Source organism: Schaalia naturae, assembly GCF_042665795.1.
Classification (GTDB): Bacteria; Actinomycetota; Actinomycetes; order Actinomycetales; family Actinomycetaceae; genus Pauljensenia; species Pauljensenia naturae.
Genome location: NZ_JBHTEF010000001.1, coordinates 253,972 through 278,379 on the forward strand (window position 1 = coordinate 253,972; position 24,408 = coordinate 278,379).

17 protein-coding genes, 1 tRNA gene and 1 riboswitch are annotated in these 24,408 nt (G+C 68.8%); of the genes, 12 read left to right on the forward strand and 6 right to left on the reverse strand.

The window, feature by feature from the left end; translation table 11 throughout:
* Positions 1-37: 37 nt before the first annotated feature.
* The 3 genes from ACFQWG_RS01140 to ACFQWG_RS01150 all read left to right on the forward strand — a co-directional run bounded on the left by ACFQWG_RS01140 (position 38) and on the right by ACFQWG_RS01150 (position 2,862).
* Entirely contained in the window at positions 38-415 is a 378-nt protein-coding gene (locus ACFQWG_RS01140; protein WP_380971361.1) for a cold-shock protein, read from the forward strand.
* Positions 408-1,229 carry a DUF3027 domain-containing protein gene (locus tag ACFQWG_RS01145; protein WP_380971363.1) on the forward strand — a complete coding sequence of 274 codons (822 nt, stop codon included), beginning with the start codon at positions 408-410 and terminating at the stop codon, positions 1,227-1,229. Before ACFQWG_RS01140 ends, ACFQWG_RS01145 begins: the two co-directional genes overlap by 8 nt.
* A 181-nt stretch (positions 1,230-1,410) precedes the next feature.
* Entirely contained in the window at positions 1,411-2,862 is a 1,452-nt protein-coding gene (locus ACFQWG_RS01150; protein WP_291500609.1) for an NCS2 family permease, read from the forward strand.
* Positions 2,863-2,981: 119 nt separating this feature from the next.
* Here the strand turns inward: ACFQWG_RS01150 and serC are convergent, their stop codons facing one another.
* Positions 2,982-4,130: a phosphoserine transaminase gene (gene serC, locus ACFQWG_RS01155; protein ID WP_380971365.1), complete on the reverse strand. Its 1,149-nt coding sequence runs from the start codon at positions 4,128-4,130 to the stop codon at positions 2,982-2,984.
* Positions 4,131-4,298: 168 nt separating this feature from the next.
* On the opposite strand from serC, the gene ACFQWG_RS01160 reads away from it, so the two are divergent.
* The 4 genes from ACFQWG_RS01160 to ACFQWG_RS01175 all read left to right on the forward strand — a co-directional run bounded on the left by ACFQWG_RS01160 (position 4,299) and on the right by ACFQWG_RS01175 (position 7,285).
* Positions 4,299-4,985 carry a metal-dependent transcriptional regulator gene (locus tag ACFQWG_RS01160; RefSeq protein ID WP_380971367.1) on the forward strand — a complete coding sequence of 229 codons (687 nt, stop codon included), beginning with the start codon at positions 4,299-4,301 and terminating at the stop codon, positions 4,983-4,985.
* 125 nt (positions 4,986-5,110) lie between these two features.
* Positions 5,111-5,254, forward strand: a riboswitch (cyclic di-AMP (ydaO/yuaA leader).
* Between the two features lie 94 nt (positions 5,255-5,348).
* Positions 5,349-6,020, forward strand: a complete 672-nt coding sequence (locus ACFQWG_RS01165; protein ID WP_380971369.1) for a C40 family peptidase — start codon at positions 5,349-5,351, stop codon at positions 6,018-6,020.
* Positions 6,021-6,179: 159 nt separating this feature from the next.
* Entirely contained in the window at positions 6,180-7,109 is a 930-nt protein-coding gene (locus ACFQWG_RS01170; protein ID WP_291500613.1) for a universal stress protein, read from the forward strand.
* A gap of 103 nt (positions 7,110-7,212) precedes the next feature.
* Positions 7,213-7,285 (forward strand) — tRNA-Arg (locus ACFQWG_RS01175).
* A gap of 39 nt (positions 7,286-7,324) precedes the next feature.
* On the opposite strand, the gene ACFQWG_RS01180 is transcribed toward ACFQWG_RS01175, so the two are convergent.
* On the reverse strand, positions 7,325-8,521 hold the full coding sequence (locus ACFQWG_RS01180; RefSeq protein WP_380971371.1) for an integrase core domain-containing protein: 1,197 nt from the start codon (positions 8,519-8,521) through the stop codon (positions 7,325-7,327).
* An 87-nt stretch (positions 8,522-8,608) separates the two neighbouring features.
* Entirely contained in the window at positions 8,609-8,926 is a 318-nt protein-coding gene (locus ACFQWG_RS01185) for a transposase (RefSeq protein WP_380971373.1), read from the reverse strand.
* Positions 8,927-9,306: 380 nt separating this feature from the next.
* Between ACFQWG_RS01185 and ACFQWG_RS01190 the strand changes: the two genes are divergently transcribed.
* Together ACFQWG_RS01190 and ACFQWG_RS01195 are read left to right on the forward strand one after the other, a co-directional pair.
* A complete protein-coding gene (locus ACFQWG_RS01190; RefSeq protein ID WP_380971375.1) occupies positions 9,307-10,017 on the forward strand; it encodes a hypothetical protein in 711 nt (236 codons plus the stop codon).
* 51 nt (positions 10,018-10,068) lie between these two features.
* Positions 10,069-10,275, forward strand: a complete 207-nt coding sequence (locus tag ACFQWG_RS01195) for a PLDc N-terminal domain-containing protein (RefSeq protein ID WP_380971377.1) — start codon at positions 10,069-10,071, stop codon at positions 10,273-10,275.
* Between the two features lie 126 nt (positions 10,276-10,401).
* Here ACFQWG_RS01195 and ACFQWG_RS01200 read toward each other — a convergent pair whose 3' ends face one another.
* Genes ACFQWG_RS01200 through ACFQWG_RS01210 form a run of 3 tightly spaced genes read right to left on the reverse strand, consistent with a single transcriptional unit; the run spans position 10,402 to position 12,499 of the window.
* Positions 10,402-11,070: a response regulator gene (locus tag ACFQWG_RS01200; protein ID WP_380971379.1), complete on the reverse strand. Its 669-nt coding sequence runs from the start codon at positions 11,068-11,070 to the stop codon at positions 10,402-10,404.
* Positions 11,070-12,254: a sensor histidine kinase gene (locus tag ACFQWG_RS01205; RefSeq protein WP_380971381.1), complete on the reverse strand. Its 1,185-nt coding sequence runs from the start codon at positions 12,252-12,254 to the stop codon at positions 11,070-11,072. The genes ACFQWG_RS01200 and ACFQWG_RS01205 overlap by 1 nt, the downstream gene beginning before the upstream one ends.
* Complete coding sequence (locus tag ACFQWG_RS01210; protein ID WP_380971382.1) at positions 12,239-12,499, reverse strand: hypothetical protein; 261 nt, start codon at positions 12,497-12,499, stop codon at positions 12,239-12,241. The genes ACFQWG_RS01205 and ACFQWG_RS01210 overlap by 16 nt, the downstream gene beginning before the upstream one ends.
* A 1,341-nt stretch (positions 12,500-13,840) precedes the next feature.
* On the opposite strand from ACFQWG_RS01210, the gene ACFQWG_RS01215 reads away from it, so the two are divergent.
* The 3 genes from ACFQWG_RS01215 to ACFQWG_RS01225 are packed head-to-tail and all read left to right on the forward strand — an operon-like array spanning position 13,841 to position 24,368.
* Positions 13,841-21,505 carry a DUF5979 domain-containing protein gene (locus tag ACFQWG_RS01215; protein WP_380971384.1) on the forward strand — a complete coding sequence of 2,555 codons (7,665 nt, stop codon included), beginning with the start codon at positions 13,841-13,843 and terminating at the stop codon, positions 21,503-21,505.
* 44 nt (positions 21,506-21,549) lie between these two features.
* Positions 21,550-22,899, forward strand: coding sequence for a helix-turn-helix transcriptional regulator (locus ACFQWG_RS01220; protein WP_380971386.1), 1,350 nt, complete (start codon positions 21,550-21,552; stop codon positions 22,897-22,899).
* Positions 22,899-24,368 carry a helix-turn-helix transcriptional regulator gene (locus tag ACFQWG_RS01225; protein ID WP_380971388.1) on the forward strand — a complete coding sequence of 490 codons (1,470 nt, stop codon included), beginning with the start codon at positions 22,899-22,901 and terminating at the stop codon, positions 24,366-24,368. Before ACFQWG_RS01220 ends, ACFQWG_RS01225 begins: the two co-directional genes overlap by 1 nt.
* Positions 24,369-24,408: the final 40 nt, after the last annotated feature.

Here is a 24,408-nt window from a genome sequence, read left to right on the forward strand (position 1 = left end):
GAGGCCCACGAGGGTCCCTGAACGCAAGGAGTGCACTGTGCCCACCGGCAAGGTGAAGTTCTTCGATGCCGAGCGAGGCTTCGGATTCATCGGCGGCGATGATGGCGTCGAAGTGTTCCTGCATGCGTCGGCGCTGCCAGAGGACGTCCCCGCGCCCCGCCCCGGGACACGGGTGGAGTACGGGGTTGCGGACGGGCGCAAGGGGCCCCAGGCGCTGTCCGTGCGCGTCCTCAGGGACGCGCCCTCCGTCTCGCGCGCCCAGCGCCGCAAGCCGCAGGCCATGGTGCCGGTCGTCGAGGACCTCATCAAGATGCTCGACCACTCGTCCAACGCCCTCCGGCGAGGCAAGTACCCCGAGAACTCGCACCAGGTCGCGAAGGTCCTGCGGGCGGTCGCGGAGGACTTCGATGCCTGAGCGGCCAGTGGACACCGAGACCCGTTCCGCTGACGACGCCTCCGCCCGGCGCGCCCAGCGGGCACGGAAGCCCCGAATCGACGCGGTGCTGGACCAGGCCGTCGGCATCGCCCGCCGCGCCGCCGAGGACGCCGCCCGCCCCGGATCCGTGGGCGACCACATCGGCTCGCGCATGGAGCAGGAACGGGTGCTCACCCATTTCTTCGCCTCCCGGGACCCCGGCTACACCGGCTGGATGTGGGCGGTGACGCTCGCGCGGGTGCCGCGCTCGAAGACGGCCACCGTCGATGAGGTCGACCTGGTCCCCGGCGAGGGCGCGCTGCTGGCGCCCTCGTGGGTGCCGTGGGAGGAGAGGCTGCGGCCGGGAGACGTCTCCCGTTCCGACGTGCTCCCCTACCAGGCCGACGACGAGAGGCTGGAGCAGGGGTTCGAGGGCACCGGCATCCGCGACGGTGACGACCCGGACCTGCCGATCGTGCGCGAGCTGGGCCTGGGCCGCCCCCGGGTGCTCTCCCGCGCGGGACGCGACGAGGCCGTCGAGCGCTGGTACCGCTCGGAGCGGGGCCCCTCCGAGGGTCGTCGCCCGCGGGCGACCTGCTCGACCTGCGGGTTCCTGGTCAAGATGTCCGGGTCGATGCGCACGGTCTTCGGCGTGTGCGCCAACGAGTGGTCGCCCGATGACGGCTCGGTGGTCAGCCTGGACCACACCTGCGGATCACACTCGGAGACCGATGTGGCGCCCGGTGGGCCCGAATGGCCGGTGAGGCCCTCCCACCTCAACGAGTTCCTCGTCGACGCCGAACGCGCCGACTGACTGTCCGCCCCGATCTGCCGCGCCGTCCTCGTCGCGCGGCGCCTCCCTCGAGCCGCGGAACCCGGTAAAGGGAATTCCAGCGTTCGGACAAGTCTACACAAGCCCGCTCGTCCCCCGGGCGGCATCCCCATCCCGTGGAACGGGCTTGTGGAGGCGGGACCCGTGCGGGCACGATTCGTCCGTGAGAACAACGACCGAGCGTCCCCGCTCCTCCAGCACAGTCCCACTGAATCCCGTCGACAAGTTCTTCCACATCACGGAGCGCGGCTCCACCGTCGGACGCGAGGTCCGCGGCGGGTTCGTCACGTTCTTCGCGATGGCCTACATCCTGGTGATCAACCCGATCATCCTGTCCTCCGCCCTGCCGGAGGACGCGACCTTCACCACGACCGACATCGCCGCGGGCACGGCCCTGGTCGCTGGCGTCATGACGATCCTCATGGGTGTCGTCGCGAACTACCCGCTGGCCCTGGCCGCGGGCATGGGCCTCAACGCCGTCGTCTCCTTCACCCTGGTCCTGGGGTCGGGCCTGACCTACCAGGAGGCCATGGGCCTGATCTTCTGGGAGGGCGTCCTCATCACGGTGCTGGTGCTCACCGGCTTCCGCGAGGCCGTCTTCAAGGCCGTCCCGCGCCAGCTCAAGACCGCGATCTCGGTGGGCATCGGCTTGTTCATCGCCTTCGTCGGCCTGATCAACGCCGGCATCATCCGCCCGGGCGGCACCCCCGTCCAGCTGGGCATCAACGGGTCGCTCGACGGCTGGCCGGCACTCGTGTTCGTCGTGGGCCTCTTCCTGACGATCATCCTGTACGTGCGCAAGGTCAAGGGCGCGATCCTCATCTCGATCCTGGCCTCCACCGTGCTGGCCGTCGTCATCCAGGCGATCACGCATCTCGGCGTCCAGTCCGACGACCTGCCCACCGGGTGGGGCCAGACCGTTCCGGAGATCACCGGAGCGCCCGTCGCGCTGCCCTCCTTCGGATCGCTGCTGCAGGTGGACTTCTTCGGCGCCTTCTCCAAGCTCGGCCCCCTCGCGGTGATCCTGCTGATCTTCTCGCTGATGCTGGCGGACTTCTTCGACACGATGGGCACGATGGTGGCCATCGGCGCCGAGGCCGACCTACTCGACGAGCACGGCAACCCCCCGAAGTCGAAGCAGATCCTCCTCGTCGACTCCCTGTCGGCCATGGCCGGCGGCCTCGGCGGCGTCTCCTCGAACACGTCCTTCGTCGAGTCCTCCGCGGGCGTCGGCGAGGGCGCGCGCACCGGGTTCGCCTCGGTCATCACGGGCGTGCTGTTCCTGTTGTCGACCTTCCTCGCGCCCGTCGTGGAGCTGGTTCCCACCGAGGCCGCCTCCACGGCCCTGGTGTTCGTCGGGTTCCTCATGATGACGCAGGTGCTGGACCTCGACTGGAAGAGCCCGGAGATCGCCATCCCGGCCTTCCTCACGATCGCCTTCATGCCCTTCGCCTACTCGATCTCGGTGGGCATCGGCGTCGGCTTCATCGCCTACACGGTGATCCAGATCGCTCTGGGCAAGGCGCGGAAGGTTCATCCGCTGATGTGGTTGATCTCCGTGCTGTTCGTCCTCTACTTCGCGCTGGGACCGATCCAGAACGCGCTGGTGGGCTGACCGGCGTGTTGTCGCTCGGCGCGCCCGCCCCTCCAGGGGCGGGCGCGCCGAGCCGTTCTCCGGCGGGTCGGGGCGCGGACGTCGCCCGCCGACGAGGGAGACGAGGGCGTCCCGGGGTCTTAGAGCCGCGGGAGCAGCCAGTCGATGGAGGCCAGCAGCGCCTCCACATCCGCGATGTCGGTGGCCGGGAACGTCGCGATGCGCAGCTGGTTGCGGCGGAGCTTGCGGTAGGGCTCGACGTCGACGATGCCGCTGGCGCGCAGCGCCCGGGCCAGGCGGGCGGCGTCGACCTGCGGCGCGAAATCAAGGGTGACGACCACCGGCGAACGCCACCGGGGCTCGGCCACGAAGGGCGTCGCCACCTCGGACCGCTCCGCCCACCGGTAGAGGAGGTCCGAGCAGGCTCTGGATCGGGCCGCCATCGCGGGCAGGCCGCCCAGATCCAGCATCCAGCGGATCTGCTCGCGCAGCATCACGAGCGTCGCGATCGCTGGTGTGTTGAGAGTCTGGTCCTTCTCGGAGTTCTGGATGGCCAGCTGGAGATCCAGGAACTGCGGGACCCAGCGGTCGGGCGCACCGTGCAGCTCCCGGGCGCGTTCCCGGGCCGCGGGGGAGAGCAACGCGATCCAGAGCCCGCCGTCGGAGGCGAGGCACTTCTGGGGCGCGAAGTAGTAGGCGTCGGTCACCGACACGTCGACGTCCGCTCCCGCCGCGATCGAGGTGGCGTCGACGAGTGTCAGGGCGTCGCCGGGAGCGGGAGCAGCCGGGCGGTACACCGGTGACAGCGCGCCGGTCGAGGTCTCGTGGTGCGGGTATGCGAAGACGTCGGGGGCCGGTCCGTCGGCGGAGGCTGCGCCCTCGTCCCCGCTGAGGACCGCGACGGACCCTGCGGGGGCGCTGACCTGTACGGAGGGAGAGAGGAAAGGCGCGGCGCAGGTCTCGTCGGCGAACTTCTGGCCGAACTCGCCGAAGACGGCGTGGGCGGCGCGGCGGCGCACCAGAGACGCGGTCGCGACGGCCCAGAACGCGGTGGTGCCGCCATTGCCCAGAACAACGGTCCAGCCCTCGGGGAGGGAGAAGAGCTCGGCCAGGCCGCGTCGGATGCCGCTGACGACACCGCGCACGGGGGCCTGACGGTGCGAGGTCCCCATGAGGAGCGGGGACGACAGCGCCTCGATCTGCCTCTCGCGGATCCGGGAAGGGCCGCATCCGAAGCGGCCGTCGCGAGGACGCAGATGGGCGGGGACCACGGGCAGATCGGAGGTCATGGGGGCAATGTAGCGCGATGGCTGCGGGGGAGGCCGCCGGCGTCCGGACGGCGGGTTCGCGGCCAGCGGAGGACAGCCCGGCCCGCACGCCCCGCCCGGCCAGACACGTGGTCATATCCTTGGGGCAGGCAACAGCAGCGCGCGTGCGCGGCGGAGAGGGGCGATGTCGTGGGCGACCTCATCGACACCACTGAGATGTACCTCAAGACGGTCTACGAGTTGGAAGAGGACGGGGTGACGCCCCTGCGCGCCCGGATCGTGGATCGGCTGGGGCACTCGGGTCCCACGGTGTCCCAGACGGTGGCGCGCATGGAGCGCGACGGGCTGCTGCACGTGCTCGGCGATCGGCGTCTGGAGCTGACGCCGGAGGGCCGTGCCCGCGCCGTCGAGGTCATGCGCAAGCATCGGCTGGCTGAGCGGCTCCTGCTGGATGTCATCGGGCTGGGATGGGGCGAGATCCACGACGAGGCCTGCCGGTGGGAGCATGTCATGTCCGACCAGGTGGAGGCCAGTCTGACGACGCTGCTCCATGGGCCGAAGGTGGATCCGTTCGGCAACCCGATCCCCGGCACCGGCGCGGAGTTCACCGGGCAGTCGGCGGAGGTGGCGAGCCGCGCGGGGGACGAGGTCGACGTGAGGGTCGTGCGCATCGGCGAGCCCATCCAGGCGGACCTCGCTCTCATTCGGGAATTCGAGCGTGCCGATATTCGACCGGGGACGCCGGTGCGGATGGTGAACGCCCAGGGTGAGATGTGGCTCACACCTTTGGATGGGGAGGGGGGGCCGCTCGACGTGGCGCCGGTGGAATTGCCGGGCGCGCTGCGCCCCCACCTGTTCGTCGAGGCGATCGGCTGACGACGAGGGTGACACCTCCCGTCCACCGTTCCGTTATCGAGACGTGACATTCGGGGGACGTTGACGCTAGTGTGGATCTCGGTTGCAACGCAGCCAGCCGACCACCGGCCACCGAAGCCGGACCACGGTGGACCCGGCTCAGAGCGGTCCGGCGCGGGGGAACCAATAAGGCGACCAATTCTTTGGTCTCGGGGTGAAGTCCGGGAGACCGGACCGGGCGCTCCTGCCCGAACCCGACAGCTGACCTCGCAGGTTAACAGGGAGCTCGCAAAACAGGTGACAACAGCGAAAACTGCGCCGCGGCACCGCAAGGCCCGCCGTCCCATGGCGCCTCTGAACGATCTCACCAGCACACTGACCTCTTTGAATCTCACATCGACGCGGGGAACGGCGGTCGTCTCCGTCACGGGACTCGCAATCACCGCCGCCGTCGCGGGCGTCGCCCAGGCCGCCCCGACGGCATCGACGGATCCGGCGCTCCTCTCGCCCGCCGCGAATGTCACGAATCTGCCGACCACGGTGTCGGTGCCTGACATCTCCTGGTCCGCCGACATCGAGGACGTCGAGGACATCGCCGCCACGGCCGAGGCTCCGGCCCCGGAGCCGGTGGCCGCGGAGGAGACGACCACCCAAGCGGGAACGGCCACAGCGACGGCGGCCGTCGCCGCCACTGCCGCCACCGCCTCTGCGGCGATCCCGGCGAATGTCTCCTCCTCGTCGATCGTGGGCATCGCCTACTCGCTGCTCGGCATCCCCTACGCCTACGGTGGCTCGTCACTGGCGGGCATGGACTGCTCGGGCTTCACCCAGTACGTGTACGCGCAGGCCGGCATCTCGATTCCGCGCACCTCCTACGCCCAGGAGGCGGGCGGCACGATCATCCCCGCCTCCGAGGCGGTTCCCGGCGATCTCCTGTCATGGGGCTACCACGTCGCCATCTACATCGGCGACGGGATGATGATCGATTCCTCGACGCCGGGCACTGTCACGTCGGTGCGCGCCATCTGGGGCTCACCGGTCTACGTGAGGTACTGACCGTCGTTTTCCCGGCGGCCGGACGGCCGTCCGGAGTTGGCGTGTGGGGTGGAGCCGGGGGATCCGGCCCCACCCCACACGCCGAATTGCTCTATGACCTGCGCAACAGTGCGCGGTCAGGGCACAATGGAGCCGAGACCTCGTCTGAAGGAGGAGATCATGGCTTCCACCGATGTGATCCTGGTCGGAGCGGACGGCTCGACGGAGAGCCTCGCAGCGGTCGCCTGGGCGGCCGACAGAGCGGTGCGCACAGGGGCGCGCCTGCACATCATCTGCACGTACGCGCTGGCGTCCTATTCCGCGGCGGCGCTGGACGGCGGGTATGCGGTCCTCGATGACGAGGCCCTCCGCCAGGGCGCCCAGCAGGTCGTCGATGAGGCCATCGCCCACGCACGCGCCCGCGGTGACGTCCGCGTCGGTGGATCGATCGAGCCGGGCGACCCCGCTGCGGTGCTGGTCGAGATGTCCCGCGAGGTCGGCATGATCGTCGTCGGCTCCCGGGGAGGCGGCGGATTCGCGGACCGCTTGCTGGGCACCGTGTCCTCCGCCCTTCCCGCGCATTCGAAGTGCCCGGTGGTCGTCGTACCGCGACGGACCTCCGGCAAGGCGTTCACACCGGTCGAACGGATCGTCGTGGGCACAGACGGCTCCGATGTGGCGTCCTCGGCCCTGCACCGGGCCATCGACGAGGCCATTCTCTGGAAGGCCGACCTCACCGCCGTCTCGGCGATCCCGATCGCCTCGGGTGGCGGCATGATGTCGTGGCTGCCGACCTCCGTGGATCGCGACGCGCTGTTCAAGGAGGTCCGTCAGGGCCTGAACGCCGCGGTCGACAAGGCCTTGGACGGCCGTGACGTCGAGGTGGCGCGTCATGTGCTGGACGGCAATCCCTCTTCCCTGCTCATCGAGTTCTCCACCGCCGTCGACCTGGTGGTCGTCGGCACGCGCGGGCGCGGGGGATTCGCCGGCGTGCTCCTGGGGTCGACCTCGCAGATGGTGCTGAGCCACTCGACGTGCCCCGTCATGGTGGTGCCCTCCGCCCACAAGGACCGGGCGCCCGATCCCGGGGCGCGATGGGAACGCCGCTGAGGGCAGACCCTCAGCGGCGTCCGGGGCAGGCGCGGTTCGTTTCGGGCCGGGTGCTAGGCTGTTCTTTGCGTTCTGTGGCGACGGCTCTGCCGGCCGCGGTCTCGCCCTCGTAGCTCAGGGGATAGAGCACCGCTCTCCTAAAGCGGGTGTCGGCCGTTCGAATCGGCTCGGGGGCACAGAGGGGGAAGTGGCGGGATTCCGCAGGTAGGTCGAAGTCAATCATGAGTGTGTGTTTCCTGATCTGTGGTTCGGTCGGCCCGCTGTGGACCCTGGGTGGACACCGAACGGTTGTAGGCGGCGATCCCGCGGGCATCGTCAGGAGAGTCGAGGTAGTGCGTGTAGACCTGTGTCGTGCGCACACTCTCGTGGCCAAGCCAAGTCTGGACGGTGCGTATCGGTACGTCTGCCTGAAGCCAGTTCGTCGCTGCCGTGTGTCGAAGGTCGTGGAGGCGATGGCTGCCAGCCAGCTCATCCCAGTGCGTCGAGCGACGGAAGTTCGACTTGTGTGTCCTGCGTGAAGTAGTTGGCAGGGTTTCTTCGATTTCGAAGTTGGGGATGGTCGGGCTTGCGAGCCCGAGGTGGACGTCGGCGGGCCGGTTCCAGGCGATCGCCTCGTGTGGGCGGACGTGGTTGTAGTCGGCCCGGTATGCATTCAAATGCTCGACGAGCTGCAGGGCGTCGCCGATCTCTTCACGGAACAGCCACTCGTACTTCATCGACCCGAACCCGCGTTCGCGTGACCCGTTCTGCCCGGGAGTGCGTACCCGGGTGCGCACGTGCTTGAGTTCCGGGTGCGCGGTGATGAACGCCTCGAACGTGAACGACTGGAACGGGCCACCGTTGTCAGTGACGATGGTCACGACGGGCTCGATCTCACCCGTGTCCGTGTCCACGGGCGCGTCATCGATCAGCGGGTGACCGAGCAGCTGCTCGGTCTCGTCGAGGGCCTTCTGCACGGCCTCGACGGCGTCGTGCTTGTTCGCCGTCGGAGACACGTGCGCGTCGAACTCGTACTTCGACCAGTAGTCCCGGCATCCGGCGATCCGCCACGTGCCGCCGGTCGTGGTCTCGTACTCGGAGAAGTCGAGCTGCCACACCTGGTTCGGCCCGGTCGGGTCCTTCGCGAACGCGGCCTTGCGCCGCTCGGCGAGCTTGCGCCGCTCCCGCTGATACTCGGCGGGCAGGATCAGCCCCTCGTCGCGGAGGATCCGCAGCACGGTCGCCTGCGAGACACGATGACCGTCGTGGCGGGTCATCGCCCACACCTTCCTGTGCCCCCACGCCGGATGCGCCGACACGTGCTTGACGACGACGTCGCGGACCGCCACACGCGCCGGCTGCGGCCACGGCCCCTTCGGCGGGCAGTCCAGCTTCGCTTTGGCCTGCCAGCGCCGATACGAGCGTTCGGGCACACCGATCAGCTTGCAGAGCCTCGCGGTCGGCACTGGGGGCAGCACCCGCTTGGAGCGAAGCGCGCGGGGGAACCGCCTCGGCGCGGATCACCTCGAGGTCCTCGAAGGGCCCAGCCGGCCCTCCGCGCTCTTCTTCCACACCCGGATCTCAACCGCCGCCTCACCGAGCGCCTGGGTCAGATCCGCGACCTCCGCCTCGAGCTGCTGCTCACGGGGCGACGGGCCAGACTTCCCCGCCGCGAGCCCCGTCTTCCCGGCCTCGAGAAAGTCCGCCTTCCACCGGCCGATCGACTGCTCGCTCACCTTCTCGCGACGAGCGGCCTCCGCGATCGAGACCTCGCCAGCGAGGATGCTCAACACGATCCGCGTCTTCTTCTCCACCGGGATCACAGGTGGTCTTCCCATGTCGGACTCTCCGTTCAAGACTCAACTAACAGCCCTGCCACAAAGTCTGACGCGCGACAAAGAGCACAGATCCAACAACAAACCCACCCACCCTGTCCGAAATCAGGCCTCGCTCGCCAGCGTCGCTCCTCGTCGGTTCGCAGGTCGGTAGACATCAGCAATGATCCCATTGAGCCAATTCTCCACCCCCTACCACGTTCAAGAGGTCTTGTGAACTCCTCTTTGGTGTATCACGTGGCCGATTCCGCGCCTATAGCGTGGAGGAGTCCACTGATTGAGTCTGAGGGCATCGGTCGTGATGGGTGTACTCAGGCTCAGACGGGACCATCGATCGTGCCGACATGACGCGGGGCAGGTGGATCGAACGAAAGGAGAAACACATGTTCAAAAACGCATTGCGAAGAGGCATTGCAGCGACTCTTGGAATGCTGCTGACGTTTACCGTATGCGGCAGCGCACTGGCCGCACCAGCGCCCGCCAGTGATATCGCACCTGATCTGACCGATCAGCAGATCGAGGAGCTGAGCGCCTTCCTCATTGAGTACGGTGTCGCCGAGGACGTTGCGAGCGACCTCATCGCTCAGTTCGACGAGGGCACTCTCTGGGACTCTATGGATGACGGGGTCAAGCCTGTCTCCACAGTCACCGAACAACTGGGGAACATCAACCGTACCATCGAGACGTACGCTGATGGGTCCATCGCTGTCTCCGAGACGTCCGTTCCAACGGGGATTCCCGAGGGGTCCCCGGCACCGCGCAGCGTCTCCGCCTGCACTCTGAAAAGCGGAAACAATTACCAGAAGAACTATACGAACTGCCGTGCAGACGTGAATCTTGGGCTCATCCGCATGGGGTTCTATTTCGACTACACCTCGTACAATGGAGGAGGCGGCAAGATCACAGGTTATCGGAGCAGCTTCTATACTCTGATCGGTGGCGCGTTCGACAATCACCGCTTGGAGCGCATATCGCAGAGTGCCGTGCGGTACTCTGCCGACGCCAGCGTGGCCTTCAAGGGCTTCCCCGTGGGGTGGACTTGCTGGATGCAGGCGAACGTCGATGGAACACACGCCTGGACGACCCACAACTGAGCCGAGTTCCTGAAGACTCAATCCACACCGAGCATACATTTGGAGCATCACATGACTGCTGCTGCCGTAGCCGGATTCTCATCCGTGCTGCTAATTATTCTCTGGATCGGGACCATGATCAACATCGTCCGTACTCCGGCGGTCGATACCAGAATGAAGGCGCTGTGGGTCGCCGCGTGCGCGGGTAGTCCGTTGATCGGAGCTGTCTGCTGGTTTGTCTGGGGGAGGCGTCAGTCTGAGTTGACTTCGGCCCGCTGACTTGGGCGAGGGCAAGCGCTTCGTTCGCACATGTCGTGGAGGGCTACGGTGCTGCCGAGGCCCTCCACGCGCTTTTCAAACCTCATAATTGAAGTTCCGGTATCGGCTGGGTTGACGGGACCTCGATCAGGTTCCAGGCACTATACCGGATCGTGCAGTTCTGACCGCAAGCTGTGTCCTCGACTCGCAGGCGGTTCTCGCGAGGATCTCCGACACGTAGACTTTGACCGTTGCCTCGCTCAGGTGGAGTCGTCGGGCGATCTCCCGATTGGTGGCGGCTGCGGCAAGGAGTTCGAAGACGCTTCTGAGGTGATCCGGCATCGTGGACACTGCCCTCTCCAGATCGCGATCCCGATGATGGCGCAGCGCGATCGTCCCATACTCGGCTCTGAGCAGGTCCGCTGGGCGCGGACTGATCGTCATGTTGCCTTGCATCACCCCCTGTAGGATGGCAGCGATCTGGTCAACGGGGGTGTCCTTTGTGATGAATCCCCGTGCCCCGGCATATAGCGCTCGGGGAAGAAAGTCGTCGCGTGCGAACGCCGTGAGGATCACCACTGCGATCTCCGGGTGTTCCTTGCCAATGCAGGCGGTTACCTCGATCCCGTCCATGCCCGGCATCTCGACGTCGAGCAGGGCAACATCGATGTCTCGGCGCGCAATAGATCGAAGCGCTTGGTCCCCGGTGTATGCAACGTCGACGACCCGGATGCCTCGGCACTCTGAGAGACCAGCGGCCATCGTCGCACAGAGGAGCCGATCATCGTCAGCCAGAAGAACGCGCACGTCATCCATCACGCATGCTCCTCTTGCGATCTGGGCCGCACGGGTACAGAGGCGGTGAGAAGCCAATAAGGACCGGACTTCCCAGCCATCACGCGACCACCGAGCTCTCGGGCTTGCCGGGACAGCATCGCTAGCCCGACTCCTCCCGACAAGAGAGGATCAGCCTGCCGGCCGCTATCGGTGTCGATCCTGCTGGTCATGGCTAAGGACACGCTGCCGTTGGCGGGATCCTCTATGGTCAGGTGCACCGTCGAGTGCTCTGTCGCGTACTTCAGGGCATTCGCCGACCCCTCACGCACCACCGCCTGGAGTAGCTCTGAGGCAGTCGGATCGACCGCGTCGTCCGGTGCGTCGGGGACGCTGGCATCGAGGATGATGTCTCTGCCGGCGAGCATTGTGCGGCAGGTCCACACCGTCGCTGCTACGGTGTTGTGGTCCTGCGAGCACCTGCCGTCAGCCATGAGCGCACGCAGGTTCTGCATCGCCATGCGGGTCGATTCGCCCAGAGCTCGCCCTTTCGAGGCGAGGTCAGGATCCGTGGCCGCACGAGTAACCGCATCGGCGAGCTGGATCGAACGACCAAGCTGGGCCGCAACCGAATCGTGGAGATGTACCTTCAGGTCCAAACGGATCTTCGACTCCGCGGCCTCCGCGTTTCGACGCGCCTCCTCCGTTTCGCTCCGGGCCCGGGCCAGTCTCTGCGCGTTCCAGTGGATGACTGCTCCGAGCGTGACCGAGAAAACCAACCCTACAATCCCACCGACGATTTCGACCAACGGGGTCGGCGAGCGCAGGAGCCTGACGCACTCGACGGCAAGGGCGATGCTCACGCCCGGCATGATCCACTTTCTTGCGATCCAGTCGGCCGCGACGGCGAAGATCCCGAGGTAGGCCAGCGAGATCGAGACCATGTCGTTGGGCATCGCAGCGGCGGCCGTGGCCGCCAGCACATACAGGACGCCACCCGTGGCCGGCAGCCATCCCGCCAGTGCGAGCATGACGCAGCAGCCGAACGACCATTCGAGGCTGACGCGGTCGCCGGGACGCGCGGACACCAGCACCACAACGTCACCCAGGAACAGGAGCATCGCGGTTCCCGCGAAGAGATCTCGCTGAAGGTGACCAGCGATCGGCTGGCGAATGATGATCGCCCGAGTCGCGCTGAGTAGGCCTTCCTTCACTTCACGTCGCATAGCTTGGGGATGTGCACGACGATGCACAGCCAGTTCGGCCCCCCGGACACGGGCGTGGCTGCCGAGGATGCAGAGGCCTGCTGGATGGGCTGGGTGGCCAAGGGCGCCATGGCGATGAGGGCCGAGCAGACAGCGGCGAGTGCAACACGCATTGGGATTTTCCCTTCTGAACAGTCCACATACGTGATGGATGCGTTCGGTTCAAAAACGGTCGCTGACAGCGGCAATACGGTCAGCAGTGTCATTGGATGACAGTACAATCCTAACTCTGGTTCATGGGCGCTCTGCATAACTCTGCATAAACTTAGGCGCGATCTGCGCACCGATCACTGGAGAGTCGAATCTGCTGCGCCGTCGACGGAACGCCGAGCGGTATCCGGTCTGCACCGGGCCTTCTCAGCTGTGCCCGAAGGGATCTTCTTTGCATATTCAGGATCGCTCGATCAGCGTGAGAGAGATCTTGCCATCCTCAATCGGGACTCAAGTTCGTCGTCATGTCAGGGAGGGAGACCGTGGTCCGATCCCCCTTTCACAACTTCGCGAGTCACACGCGGCGAGTCGATGATAAGGGACGCTCGGGCTGAGCCCCGCTCGCGCGTTCCGCCTTGCCGCCGGCCTTGAGCGATGGGCTCGCCCGCCTCGTCGTAGTCGATGGAGATCCGCCGCGTTCCATCGCCTGCGAGCAGCGCCTGCATCTCGGCGACCGTCTGCGCGGCGGGAGTCCTTGAGACAGCGGACGATCCGCCTGACGGTATCCGTCCGATCAAGCGTGCCGACGCTCCGTTTTCACTCTCTATGTCGGCTGTGCCTGTCCGCGTCGGTGCTGAGTCTCCCGATGCCTTCCGACGGTGTCCGCGACGTGAGCGGCATGACTGCCACCGGTCGACTGTCGGTCCAGCAAACCCAGAGCCTGTCGGCGTCCCCTCGACGTAAGCCCGCGCCTCCTCCAATGACCCTTGGGAGAAGTCATCGCGGCGCACCACGAGCCAGGTGCCGTCGGCGACGGTGAGGATGCATGGGTTCGCCGTCAAGACAGCGGCCCAGCGCGGCGATGACGAGGGCCATCGCGGGAGCGGCGTTCCGGCCCGCGGGAAGGCCAGGATCCCTCGGCCGTCCGTGCGAGCTGGATGACTGCCGCGACTGCGACGGCAGAGACGGCGACGCCGAAGAGGAGGCGCGGAGCGCCGCCGCGTCGAAACGCGGCCTTCTCCTGATGGCCGGCATATGGGCACCGACCCGCGAGGTCGCGGGACGCTGTCTGCGCGCGGAGTCGCACGTTCCTCGAGAAGTCATTCATGACAACGCACCGCGCGCCTCACCGCTGATGTCGGAGGGGGAGGGCGCATCGATCCCGAGGGTGATCTTCGGGGTGAATTCACCGAATCAGCCGGGGTCAGAGGGGGTTCGGCCGGTGACCGTGTGGTGTCCTGGCTCGGAATCCCAGCGAGTGATCGGTGCGAGCCGCCGGCATCCGCGCGCTCTGTGAACCTGAACAAGGAGACCCGACCGTGCCTCGACATGCTGCTGCGCGCCGGCGCACGCGCTTCGACCACAGCACGCGACTCGCCCGACGCGGAGCCGGTGCGATGAGCGTCCTGTTGGCCACCGCACTGGGGATCGGCGCCGTGGCGGTGCCGGTCCAAGCCGCCGAGGGAGATCCGCAGTATCTGACCGTCGCGAAGACGGTGAACGGCGACGAGTCGAGGACACTGGAGCCTGGCGAGCCCTTCACCTATCAGATCGAGATGAACTGCTCGGAGGCCGACTGCGTCGATGCGGTGGTGGAGGACGCGCTGCCTGAGGAACTCGAGGGTTTCCAGATCACCGGCGTGGAAGTGACCTCCTCGAACTCGCCAGTCGCCGGGGAGGCGACGTGGACCGAGGGCGGGACGCCGGTCTCCCAGCCTTCCACGGTCGGTGCCGCGACCGCCCTCACCGTCGCGTTCAGCCAGTCGCTGGCATCGGGAGGCACCGGCCTGGCCATCGGCTCCACGGCCACGGTCAACATCACGCTGCAGGTTCCGATCGGCTTCTCGCCCGATGACGGGCGCAACGGCGAGGCAATCGTCAACACGGCTGTGACCTCGGCGGACAATTCCGCGGGCGACTCGGATGCAGCGACGGTCACGGTATCGGCCACGCAGGAGCTGGCCGCAGCGATCGACAAGACGTGGAGCCCGGCGAGTTCGGCGTTCGCGCCCGGTGCGGAGTCGACGATCACGCTCGCCGCGACGAACACATCGAACGTATCGGTGGACTCGATGACGGTCGAGGAGCCGGACGGCCTGGCCGACGGCGCGACGGCGCTCAACGCCGACAACCCATTCCGGACGAACGACTTCGCGCGGTTCGCGGATGGCGCGACCCTGTCCAACGGCGCCACCTCGGTCCGGGTGGACGCGCTGGTCCTGGCCGGCGGCGTGTGGACGTGGACGGAGGGAGTCCCTGGCGACTCCTACGCGCTGCCGGCCGGCGTCGCCCCCGGGGACGTGGGCGGCCTGCGCCTCACCTACACGGGCGAGATCTCCCCGCAGGCTGGTGCGACGGTCCCGATCGCCCTCACCCAACGCGCGACCGACCGCAACGACGCGGCCGACCTGTCGACCCAGAGCGTCACCATCGACAACGTCGCTCGGGCGTGGACGTCGCGGGATGGCGCCTCCAGCGACGTCGTCACCGACACGGCCGCACGCACCGTCACTCCCGCGATCGTGAGCACGGACATCGCGAAGTCCTTCGCGGACGCTGAGGTCGTCGCAGGCGGATCGACGACCGCCACCATCACGGCCAAGAACACCGGGACGGCCGTGAACACGTGGACGATCCGTGACGTCAGCGGTTTCTTCACCGATTCCATCTCCTTCGGCGGGTTCACCGGCGGGATCGCCTATCCGGCGGACGCCGTGGGCGGCACCGTCGTCTACCACATGCTGGACGGCTCACTGCCCGACGAGTCCGTGCCGTTCGACTCGGGCACCGTCCCGGACGCCCCGTCCGGACGCATCGCCGGCTTCGACCTCGTCTTCGCCTCCGCGGAGGGGACGAACGGCATCGCGGCGGATGCCAGCGTCTCGGCCTCGTTCACGGTCGACGCCGTCGAGACCACGGACCGCGACGCCACCTACACCAACACGGCGACATCGACCGTGACGGCGGCCAACGGGCAGGAGGGGGACGACTCGGCCTCCGCGACGCTCTCCGTGCCGGTCCCCAGCATCGACACGGAGCTGGCGAAGACCGTGAGGCCCCGCGGCGCCGTGGAGGCGGGGCAGAGCGTCCTCACCACGCTGACGTCGACGACGAGCACCAACAGCGCCTCCACGAAGGTGCGGACGATCCTCGTCGAGGACGCGTGGGACGGAGCCGACGCGACGAACTTCTGGAACGCCTTCGGCCTCACGTCGATCGCTCCCACCCAGGTGCTGGCCGGCACGGACCTGACGGTCCAGGTGCAGACGGAACCCGGTGCCTGGGTCACGCTGGACACAGCCGGCGCGCAGAGCGACGCGCACTGGTACTCGCTGGACTCGGGCGAACTCGCAGCGATGCTCGGGGCGCAGGGCCTGTCCACGGACGCTGCGACCGGCATCCGCTTCACCTTCACATCCACCGCTGAGGACGGATTCGGCCTCACGACGACGTTCGCACCCAACCTGGTGTTCACGGCGCGCGCCACGTTGCGCACCGGCGGTCCCGTGGACACGGCCCAGGAGGGCGAGGGCGCGACGCAGGTGCCGACCTCGTACACGAACACGGCCACCACCACGGGCAGCGGGACGACCGGGGGTGGGGCGCCACTCAGCGACGGCGACACCGGCACCGGGATCGGTCAGGTCGTCACGTACCCGGGAGAGGGCACGGGCGTGCGCATCGACAAGGCGTGGAACGCGGACGTCGTGACCGCGCTCACCGACGCCCAGGCCTCGACGACCCTGACCTGGGGCATCCAGCCGGGACACGACTCGGTCACCCTCACGGATGATCCCTCCAGCAGCGTTCGGGAATCGGTCTTCGACGCGTTCAATCTGACGGCCGTCAAACCGGTCGGCTCGTCGACCGTCCCCTACACGAACGGGTGGTACCTGGCCTACGACACCGTCACCGCCGTGGAACTCTACGACGGCTCCGCGTGGGTGCCCGTCACCGCCCCCGACGGATCCTGGCAGGAAGCGGACGGCTCGTTCAAGGGCTACACGCTGTCCGCGGACGAGCAGACGCACGCCACCGGCGTGCGGGTGACACTGAAGCCGGACGACGCGGCGCGGGCGGACGCGCTCGCGGCCGGCGCCATCGCCCCCGAACCCGGCTCGGGCGTGGCCAGCGGCAACGGGCGCACGTTCACGCTGGACTGGAAGCTGCGCGACAGGACAAGGTCGTCGAACGCCTGGATCACGTCGACCACGGCCCTGAACACGGCCGACGGCGGCGTCGACCGGAACACCGCCGAGATCAGGGCCGGCGAGGGCTCGGACACGGACTCCGACACGATCGTCATCACGGGTGGGATCCCGAAGGTCGTCGTGAACAAGACGGTGGCCACCCCCAAGGTCCAGGTCCCCGCCGACGGCGCATCGGCCTCGCAGGGCTACCCGACAAATCGGTACACGCTGACGGCCCGCAACGGATCCACAGCGGGCGCGAACTACGTGCGGGTCAGCGATCCCGCGCCCTGCACGGACGAAAAGCTCATGGGATGCGGCACCGGGGCGACCGGCGGGGAGGCGCTGGCGGATCCGTTCACCGGCACGGGCGCGGCGACGGGAGTACTCGACGACGCCGTCCCGAACGCCTTTGAGCGGCAGGATCTCACGAAGATCGCCATCGCGGCCGAGCAGGAGGGCCAGGTCGACTGGGACGGCTCCATCGTCTGGCTGCTGCGCTACGACGCGGAGACCGGGGCCTACACGACCACGTCCACGACCATCGCGGCCGCGAACGGCCTCGCCGCCGGCGACCTGGCCGACGTCGTCGGCATCTCCGTCACCTTCGCGGGCGTCGGGGCGTCGGAGGAGGAGGGCTCGATCACCCAGGACAACGACCTGACGATCACGCTGGACACCCGCGTGCGTCCGACGCTGCGCAGCACGGGCCAAGCGTTCTGGGAGAGCACCGACGAGGGCCACGCCTCCGACAACGGCGTCTTCGCCCAGTCCTACGACCTGGTCGTGAGCCCGGGCGTGACGACCGGCGACTTCAGCGACGCATCCGTGTCCTACACGAAGGGAGTCCTGGAGGCCAAGGCGTCCAAGACCATCTCGGACGGCACCATCGTGGAGCCGGACCCGGACGAGAGCCAGACGGTGACGTTGGCGGGCGACCAGGGCGCATCCACCGTGTCGCCGACATCCGTGACGATCACCGACCTGCCCGACGGCGGGGACGGGGGGTCGACCGGCTTCTGGGAGAACTTCAGCTTCACCGGCCTGTCCTCCCTCACCGTGCCCGCCGGAGCCGACCGGGTGAGGATCGGGGTCTTCGGGACCTTCGACGAGGGCGGTGCCCCGGCGTGGTTGGACGGCGAGGTCCAGCCCACGTCCGAGGACGGGAGCTACACCCTGCCCGTCGCCGAGGAGCGGTACGGCGACATCCAGGGCCTGCGGATCGTGTTCACACGGGACGACGGCGCACTGTTCTCGCAGTCCTCACCGGCCTGGAGCGTCCAAGCCGTCTACACGGTGGCGCTGCGCGACACCCAGCGCACGAGCGGCGAGGACGTGGCATGGCCCGGCACGGCGACCGATGAGGCGTCGGTGAGCAGTGTGAGCACCGGGTTCGAGCCGGCCTCGGCGACCGCGGCCGACGATGTCTCCTGGAACGCAGGCAGCGCCGTCCTGGCGATCGACAAGTGGGCGAACGAGGGCACCCGCACCGTGAAATCGGGAGCGACGATCCCGTGGGACCTCACGATCTCGAACGCGGGAACGGGCTTCCTGGACCTCACGTCGGTGGTCGACGACATGGACGAGTACCTCATCTACACGGGCGAGGGCGGAAGCGCGGCCCCGGATCAGCCCATCCAGTTCACGCCGGGCACGCTGCCCGACGGGACCCCAGGGACGGTCACCACGGCGCCCGAGGTGGAGGCGACCGGTGAGACCAACGGCACGATCACGTTCACGTGGCCGGGCGGCGCGCGGTTGCTGCCGGGCGAGACGATCAAAATCCGGGTCTGGCTCGAGTTCCTGCCGGGCGCGAGTTCCGGGGAGAAAGTCAGGAACGCGCTCACGGTGAACACGGGGCAGCGCCTCGACGCCGTGACCCGGGCGCTGGAGGGGACGACGAACCAGACGCCCCGGCTTGACTCCGACGGCACATCCGGGACCACATCGGACTTCGTCCAGCCCACCGAGGGCGAGAATGTGTACGTGGTCAAGGGCGTGCAGGGTTCGATCGCGGGTGCCGTCAACTCGGTGAATCCAGACCTCGAGTGCGTGGCGTCGATGCCCAGCCCGTTGGACCCGAACGACCGCTATTACCGCAATCCCTGCGTCGCCAACAGCACGCTCGGGGGCACCGACAAGTGGATGCTGCGCGCGGTCAACGGCGGGACGACCGACCTCACGCGCATGATCATCTTCGACCAGCTCCCGGTCGCCGGGGACCAGCTACTGCTCTCGGGGACAGGACGGGGCTCCCAGTACCGGCCCGAGCTCACGGGCGCCCCTGTGGTCGTGGGCGCGCCCGACGGGACGACGACGACCGTCGAGGTGACGACCTCCACCGGCGTGTGCGTGGGCACATGGGCCGGGCTGGGCGGAGGCGCAGTCGGCACGGCTCAGGAGCCGTGCGCGCAGAACGGCGAGGAATGGTCGCCAGCCGGCGAGGACACCGACTGGTCGAAGGTCACGGGGCTGCGCGTCACCCTGGACTTCACGGCATCCGACATCGGGGCTCTCAAACCTGGCGTCAACATCAACGTGATGTACTCGAGCGTCAACGCGCCCCAGACGGAGGCGGACTCGTCCCTGGCTCTGCGGGACGTCCCCGCAGCCGACCAGTACGCGTGGAACCAGTTCGGCGTCCAGTACTTCGGCGCGGGCCAGACGCCGCAGGCGAAGAAGATCACCCCGAGCCAGGTCGGCGTGCACCTGCGCACCGGCTCGATCAAGGTCGCGAATACCGCGACCGGTGACGCCCGGGCCTACGCCCCCGACTCCATCACCGCCACGGTGACGTGCGAAGCCGGCGGCGTCCCGCTGACATTCGACGGCGGGGCCTCCTCGAAGACGGTGACGTTGACCCGGGACGAGGACGGCGCCTACGCGCCCGCGACGATCGACGGCATCCCCGTGGGGGCGACCTGCGACGTGGCCGAGGACGGCGATCCGGGCGCGTTCGGCGAGACCGCGCGCTCGATCGAGAACCAGGCCCTCCAGGTCACCGCGGCCGATCCGGTCGACGAGACGCCCGCGGCCCAGGTCGCGACGATCACGAACGACTATCAGTGGGGCGCCCTGTCGGTGACGAAGCGAGTCGACACCGAGGCGGACGCGGGCCGGTTCGGCCCCTTCGGCTTCACCCTGGCCTGCACGACCGCCGACGGCCAGCCGGTGGACTTCGGCGAGGGGCGCACCGGGACGTCCTTCACGTTGCCGGCAGGCGGGACCTGGACCGCTCCGGGCTCGACGATTCCGGCGCGCAGCACGTGCGTGTTGACGGAGACCGACTCGTCCTCGGCGGACGCCACGGTGCTCACCGGCGACAACGTCACCGACAACGGGGACGGAACGGCCACCATCGTGATCGGCTCCGACGACACGGCCGTGGTGAGCGCGCTGGTGACGAACCACTACGACGCCGGCACGCTCACCGTCTCCAAGACGGTCGACGGGCCGGGCGCCACCACGTACGGCTCCGGACCCTTCGGGTTCCACTCCACCTGCACCTACGGGGACCAGACCCTGTTGGACGAGGACTACACGCTGGAGCCCGGGGCGACGAAGACCTTCGGGACCTTCCCCGCGGGCACGCAGTGCCAGACGGCGGAGACGGCCACGTCGGGCGCCACTTCCACCGCGATGTCGCCCGAGGGCGGTGTCGTCACCATCGCCGCTCAGACCGGAGCGTCGCCCTCGTCTGTGGAGGTGAGGGCCACCAACACCTATGACGTGGGCGGACTGAAGATCGTCAAGCAGGTGGCGGGCTCGGGCGCCGAGGCGTTCGGATCGGGCCCGTTCGCCGCTCAGGTCGCCTGCGCCTACCAGAAGGACGGGGAGACCGTCGGGGTGCCTTTGGCGAACGACGGCACGGTCGTCCTGGACCAGGAGAACGGGTATGAGGCGACAGTGGGGAACATCATCGCCGGCGCCGAGTGCACGGTGACCGAGACCGACAGCGGCGGGGCCGACGCCTCGGTCGTGTCGCCGGAGGACGGCGCCGTCACGGTGGGCGGATCGCAGGACGCCGCGGCCGAGGTGACGATCACGAACACGTTCGAGGCCGGCTACGTCACGGTCCTCAAGGCGGTGGACGGGGATGGGGCATCGGCCTACGGCACCGGAGAATTCGGGTTCGAGGCGGTGTGCGACTGGCCGTCGGGCACGGGTGCGGCCGGCTCGGGCGGCTCTGAGACGACGGAGTTCGCTCTCGCTGCGGGCGGGTCCCGGCGCCTGGGTCCCTATCCCGTGGGCGCGCAGTGCCGGGTCACGGAGACGGCCACGTCGGGCGCCACTTCCACCGCGATGTCGCCCGAGGGCGGCGTCGTCGCCGTCGAGTCGTCGGGAGAGGCGGACACGGCGTCGGAGGCGACCGTGACGGCGACGAACACGTTTGACACCGCCGCGCTCACCATCATCAAGAAGCGCACCGGTGCTGGGGCGGACGCGTTGGGCGGCGGTCCGTTCACCGCGCAGGTGGCGTGCACCTACTCCAGCGACGGGCAGATGACGGCCGTTGTCCTGCCCGGCGGCGGTACGGTGGTCCTGTCGAAGGACAACCGCTATCGTGCGACCATCGGGGGGATCCTGGTCGGCGCGCAATGCACGGTGACGGAGACGGACGCCGGAGGCGCCGACGCCACGACCATCGACCCTGCGGGCGGTGTGGTGACCATCGACGCCGACGGGCAAACGGTGACGATCACCAACGAGTTCGCCACCGCGCCCTCGGGCGGGGGCACCGGGTTGAGCGTCACCGGCGCGGACGTCGGGTACCTGATGGCGGCGGCGATCGCGCTGGCCGTCGGCGGCGCCTTGGCGGCCGGGTCGAGAACCCGCAGGCGGAAGGGCCGGGCCCGGCATGTCCCGCGCTGACTGATGGCCGGGCGGTCGGTGCGTCGGGAGAGCAGGGCGGGGCTGTGAGCGCGAGGTGGGCGGACGCGCCGACACCGCGGGACGTCCCTCACTCGATCGGCGTGATCGCGGAGGCGCTGACGTCCGGCCACGACGATCGCGCGCTCCGGATCGCTCGGGGCCTCGGCCCGGACGCCCTCGGTGCGGTGGCCGGACTCCCATCGGCGCAGGCCCGGGTGCGTGAGGCGCTGGCGGTGGCGGAGACGCTCTTCGTCGGCGGGTGCACCCGCGACGCCAGCACGTGGTGCGCCGTAGCCGAGTGGTCGGCGTCGGAGACGGGCGCGCCGGAGCTCCTCGTGGAGGCGCAGGGCCTCCGGGCGGCGATCCTGGCGGTCAGCGGCGAGTCCATGGAGGCCGAGGGCATCATCGCGGAGACGCGCCGCGTCCTGCGTGATCTGGAGCCGGCGGCCTCGGGCGTCGTCTCCTGGCCCCTGATCCTCGCGGAGGCCACGACGGTCATGAACCGGCGAACGGGCCGGGACGTGCGCTCGCTGATCGACGAGGCGCGGGACCTGGACCCCGCCCTTGACTGGATCGCTCCAGGCCTCGTGCGGCTCCTGGAGACCATGCAGCACATGCTCCATGGGGAACGCCGGCAGGTGGTCGACGCCTCCGAGGGGTGCCGCGGGTCCGGCTCTCCGGGATGCCCGCGCTATTTGCGTGACGTGATCCTCTCCCACACGGCCCGCTCGTACGTCGTGCTGGGTGATCCGGGCAGGGCGCTCGACCTGCTGGCGGAGGCCGCGAGCCCGGGAGACCATCCCGTGTGCCTGTCGGTGGACCGTGCCAGCGCGTACCTGGCCGCCGGGCGCCCCGCCGAAGCGCTCGCGTGCACCGAGTCCTGCGTGCGGTCTCCCGAGCACGTGCAGCGCCCGCTGAGGGCCCTGCACGTCCGGCGCGCCATCGCCCTGGAGATGCAGGGGCGCCCCGCCGCAGCCGATCGGGAGTTCGCGCGATCGTGGTACTCGGCGATCGTCACCGGTTCGGTGAGGCCGGTCGTCGGCGTCCCGGAGAAGGAGTACCGGGCGCTGGAAGCGCGCTTCCGAGAGAGGCATCCGGACGTCGTCGACACGCTGGCCGACTACGCGGTCTTCGCGGAGGCCGTCCATCCGGTCGAGGGCGTCGGCGATCTCGGCATGCTCGGACAGCGCGAGAGGGAGGTCGGTGGCCTGCTCGTGGGCGGCGGGACGTCCGCGCAGATCGCCGCGACGCTCGGAATCTCGGTCAACACCGTCAAGACGCATACGAGAGCGATCTACGCGAAGCTCGGAGTGCACACGCGCACCACGGCGGTCGACGAGCTCAGGCGTCTCGGGCTTGGGGCGAGGGAGAGCAGCGGGGAGGGGAGGCGCTGATGGGGAGGAACGACGATCCGGACGCGGACGACGCGGTGTCCCAGGTGCTGGAGTCGGTGCTCCCGGGTGCGCGCTCCGTTCCGCGGAGCTCGTTGATCGCCGCCACCTCCTCGCCCGGCGACCGGCATCCGATGTCGGCGGGGGCGGGACTGCGCCGGCCGTTCGCCAGGATCTGGGCGCTGATCTCACTCGGTCAGTTCGATCGCGCGCACGACGAGGCACGGGCCCTGGACGCGCGATCGCTCGATGGCCTGTCAGAAGAGGTGCCCCTCCGCACGCGAGCGATCTGCGCGCTGATCCTCTCCGAGGTGTGTCTGTCCTCGAGCAGGTGCCTGGAGAGCGGGCGGTTCGCGTCCCGTGCCCAGCAGTGGGGCGAGGAGGCGGCCGATCCGCTCGTGGTGCTGCACGCCGTCAGCCTCCACGCGGCGAGTCTGGCGGTCGAGGGCAGGGGATGGGAGGCCGAGGAGCAGATCCGGACCGCCCGCGGGCTGCTCGGCGGGCTCGACGGCGAGGTCCGGACTGCGGTTCACGACCGCCCGGGCCGCGGGTGGAGCCTCGCGCTCGCGGAAACGCTGTGCGTGTTCCGGAGGCAGGACGGCACCGCGCTCAAGGCCCTTGAGGACGAGCTCACGGCCGCGGAGATGCGCAACCGGGGTGCCTTCCGCTGGCTGATCCGGTTCTGCCGGACGCTCCGCGCCATCCTGGCCGCCGACTTCGATGCGGTGACCGCCCTCGCCGATCAGGCGCGACGCAGCGTCGATCTGCCTCCCTGCCCGCCGCTTCTGCGCAAGAGCTTCGTGCGCTACGAAGCGCTGGCACTGGTCCAGACGGGAGACCCAGGCGCCGCGCTGGACCTGTTGGACGGACGGGAGTCCTCGTCCGACCACGCGGTCTGCTTCGAGACCGTCCGGGCCAGCGCGCACCTGCAGATGGGGCGCCCCGAGCTGGCGCTGGCGGCGACCGAGGGCTGCGCGCGTCTCGGCGTCCGGCATGCCCCGCTGGCACGCTGCGCCATGCTGGGACGCAGAGTCGTGGCAAACGACATGCTGGGGCGCACCGAGCTCGCCGACCGGGAGCTCTCCCAGGCGGCGCGCCTCGTCATGGGCCTGGGCCCGTTCGTGCCCCTGCGGGCGACTCCCCGGGAGGACCTCGACGCGCTCGAGGAGCGGTTCCGCGCCAACGAACCCGCCTTGTACAAGCGGCTGCTGGACGCGCAGCCCACGTGGAGCGAGATCCCCGACCCACGTTCCTGGGCGCCCGCAGGCGTCCATCTGAGCGACCGGGAATGGGAGGTCGCGCTGCGCCTGGCCTCGGATCTCACGATCCCGCAGATCGCCGGCGACCTGTATGTCTCCGTCAACACCGTCAAGACGCAGCTCCGCTCGATCTACTCCAAGCTCGGCGTGAACTCGCGCCGCGAGGCGGTCGCTCGTCTGGACGTCCTCGGCCTGCCGCGTTCCGGCTCGTGACCGGCATGCCCGGGGCCGGCCTCGCCGTGTCCTGTGGCAG

What these genes read in the sequence shown, in the direction of transcription:
- ACFQWG_RS01145 (WP_380971363.1), top strand. Translation starts at nt 408, where the DNA reads ATGCCTGAGCGGCCAGTGGACACCGAGACCCGTTCCGCTGACGACGCC.
- serC (WP_380971365.1), bottom strand. Translation starts at nt 4,130, where the DNA reads ATGACCTCCGATCTGCCCGTGGTCCCCGCCCATCTGCGTCCTCGCGAC.
- ACFQWG_RS01170 (WP_291500613.1), top strand. Translation starts at nt 6,180, where the DNA reads ATGGCTTCCACCGATGTGATCCTGGTCGGAGCGGACGGCTCGACGGAG.
- ACFQWG_RS01185 (WP_380971373.1), bottom strand. Translation starts at nt 8,926, where the DNA reads ATGGGAAGACCACCTGTGATCCCGGTGGAGAAGAAGACGCGGATCGTG.
- ACFQWG_RS01190 (WP_380971375.1), top strand. Translation starts at nt 9,307, where the DNA reads ATGTTCAAAAACGCATTGCGAAGAGGCATTGCAGCGACTCTTGGAATG.
- ACFQWG_RS01195 (WP_380971377.1), top strand. Translation starts at nt 10,069, where the DNA reads ATGACTGCTGCTGCCGTAGCCGGATTCTCATCCGTGCTGCTAATTATT.
- ACFQWG_RS01200 (WP_380971379.1), bottom strand. Translation starts at nt 11,070, where the DNA reads ATGGATGACGTGCGCGTTCTTCTGGCTGACGATGATCGGCTCCTCTGT.
- ACFQWG_RS01205 (WP_380971381.1), bottom strand. Translation starts at nt 12,254, where the DNA reads ATGCGACGTGAAGTGAAGGAAGGCCTACTCAGCGCGACTCGGGCGATC.
- ACFQWG_RS01210 (WP_380971382.1), bottom strand. Translation starts at nt 12,499, where the DNA reads ATGACACTGCTGACCGTATTGCCGCTGTCAGCGACCGTTTTTGAACCG.
- ACFQWG_RS01215 (WP_380971384.1), top strand. Translation starts at nt 13,841, where the DNA reads ATGAGCGTCCTGTTGGCCACCGCACTGGGGATCGGCGCCGTGGCGGTG.
- ACFQWG_RS01225 (WP_380971388.1), top strand. Translation starts at nt 22,899, where the DNA reads ATGGGGAGGAACGACGATCCGGACGCGGACGACGCGGTGTCCCAGGTG.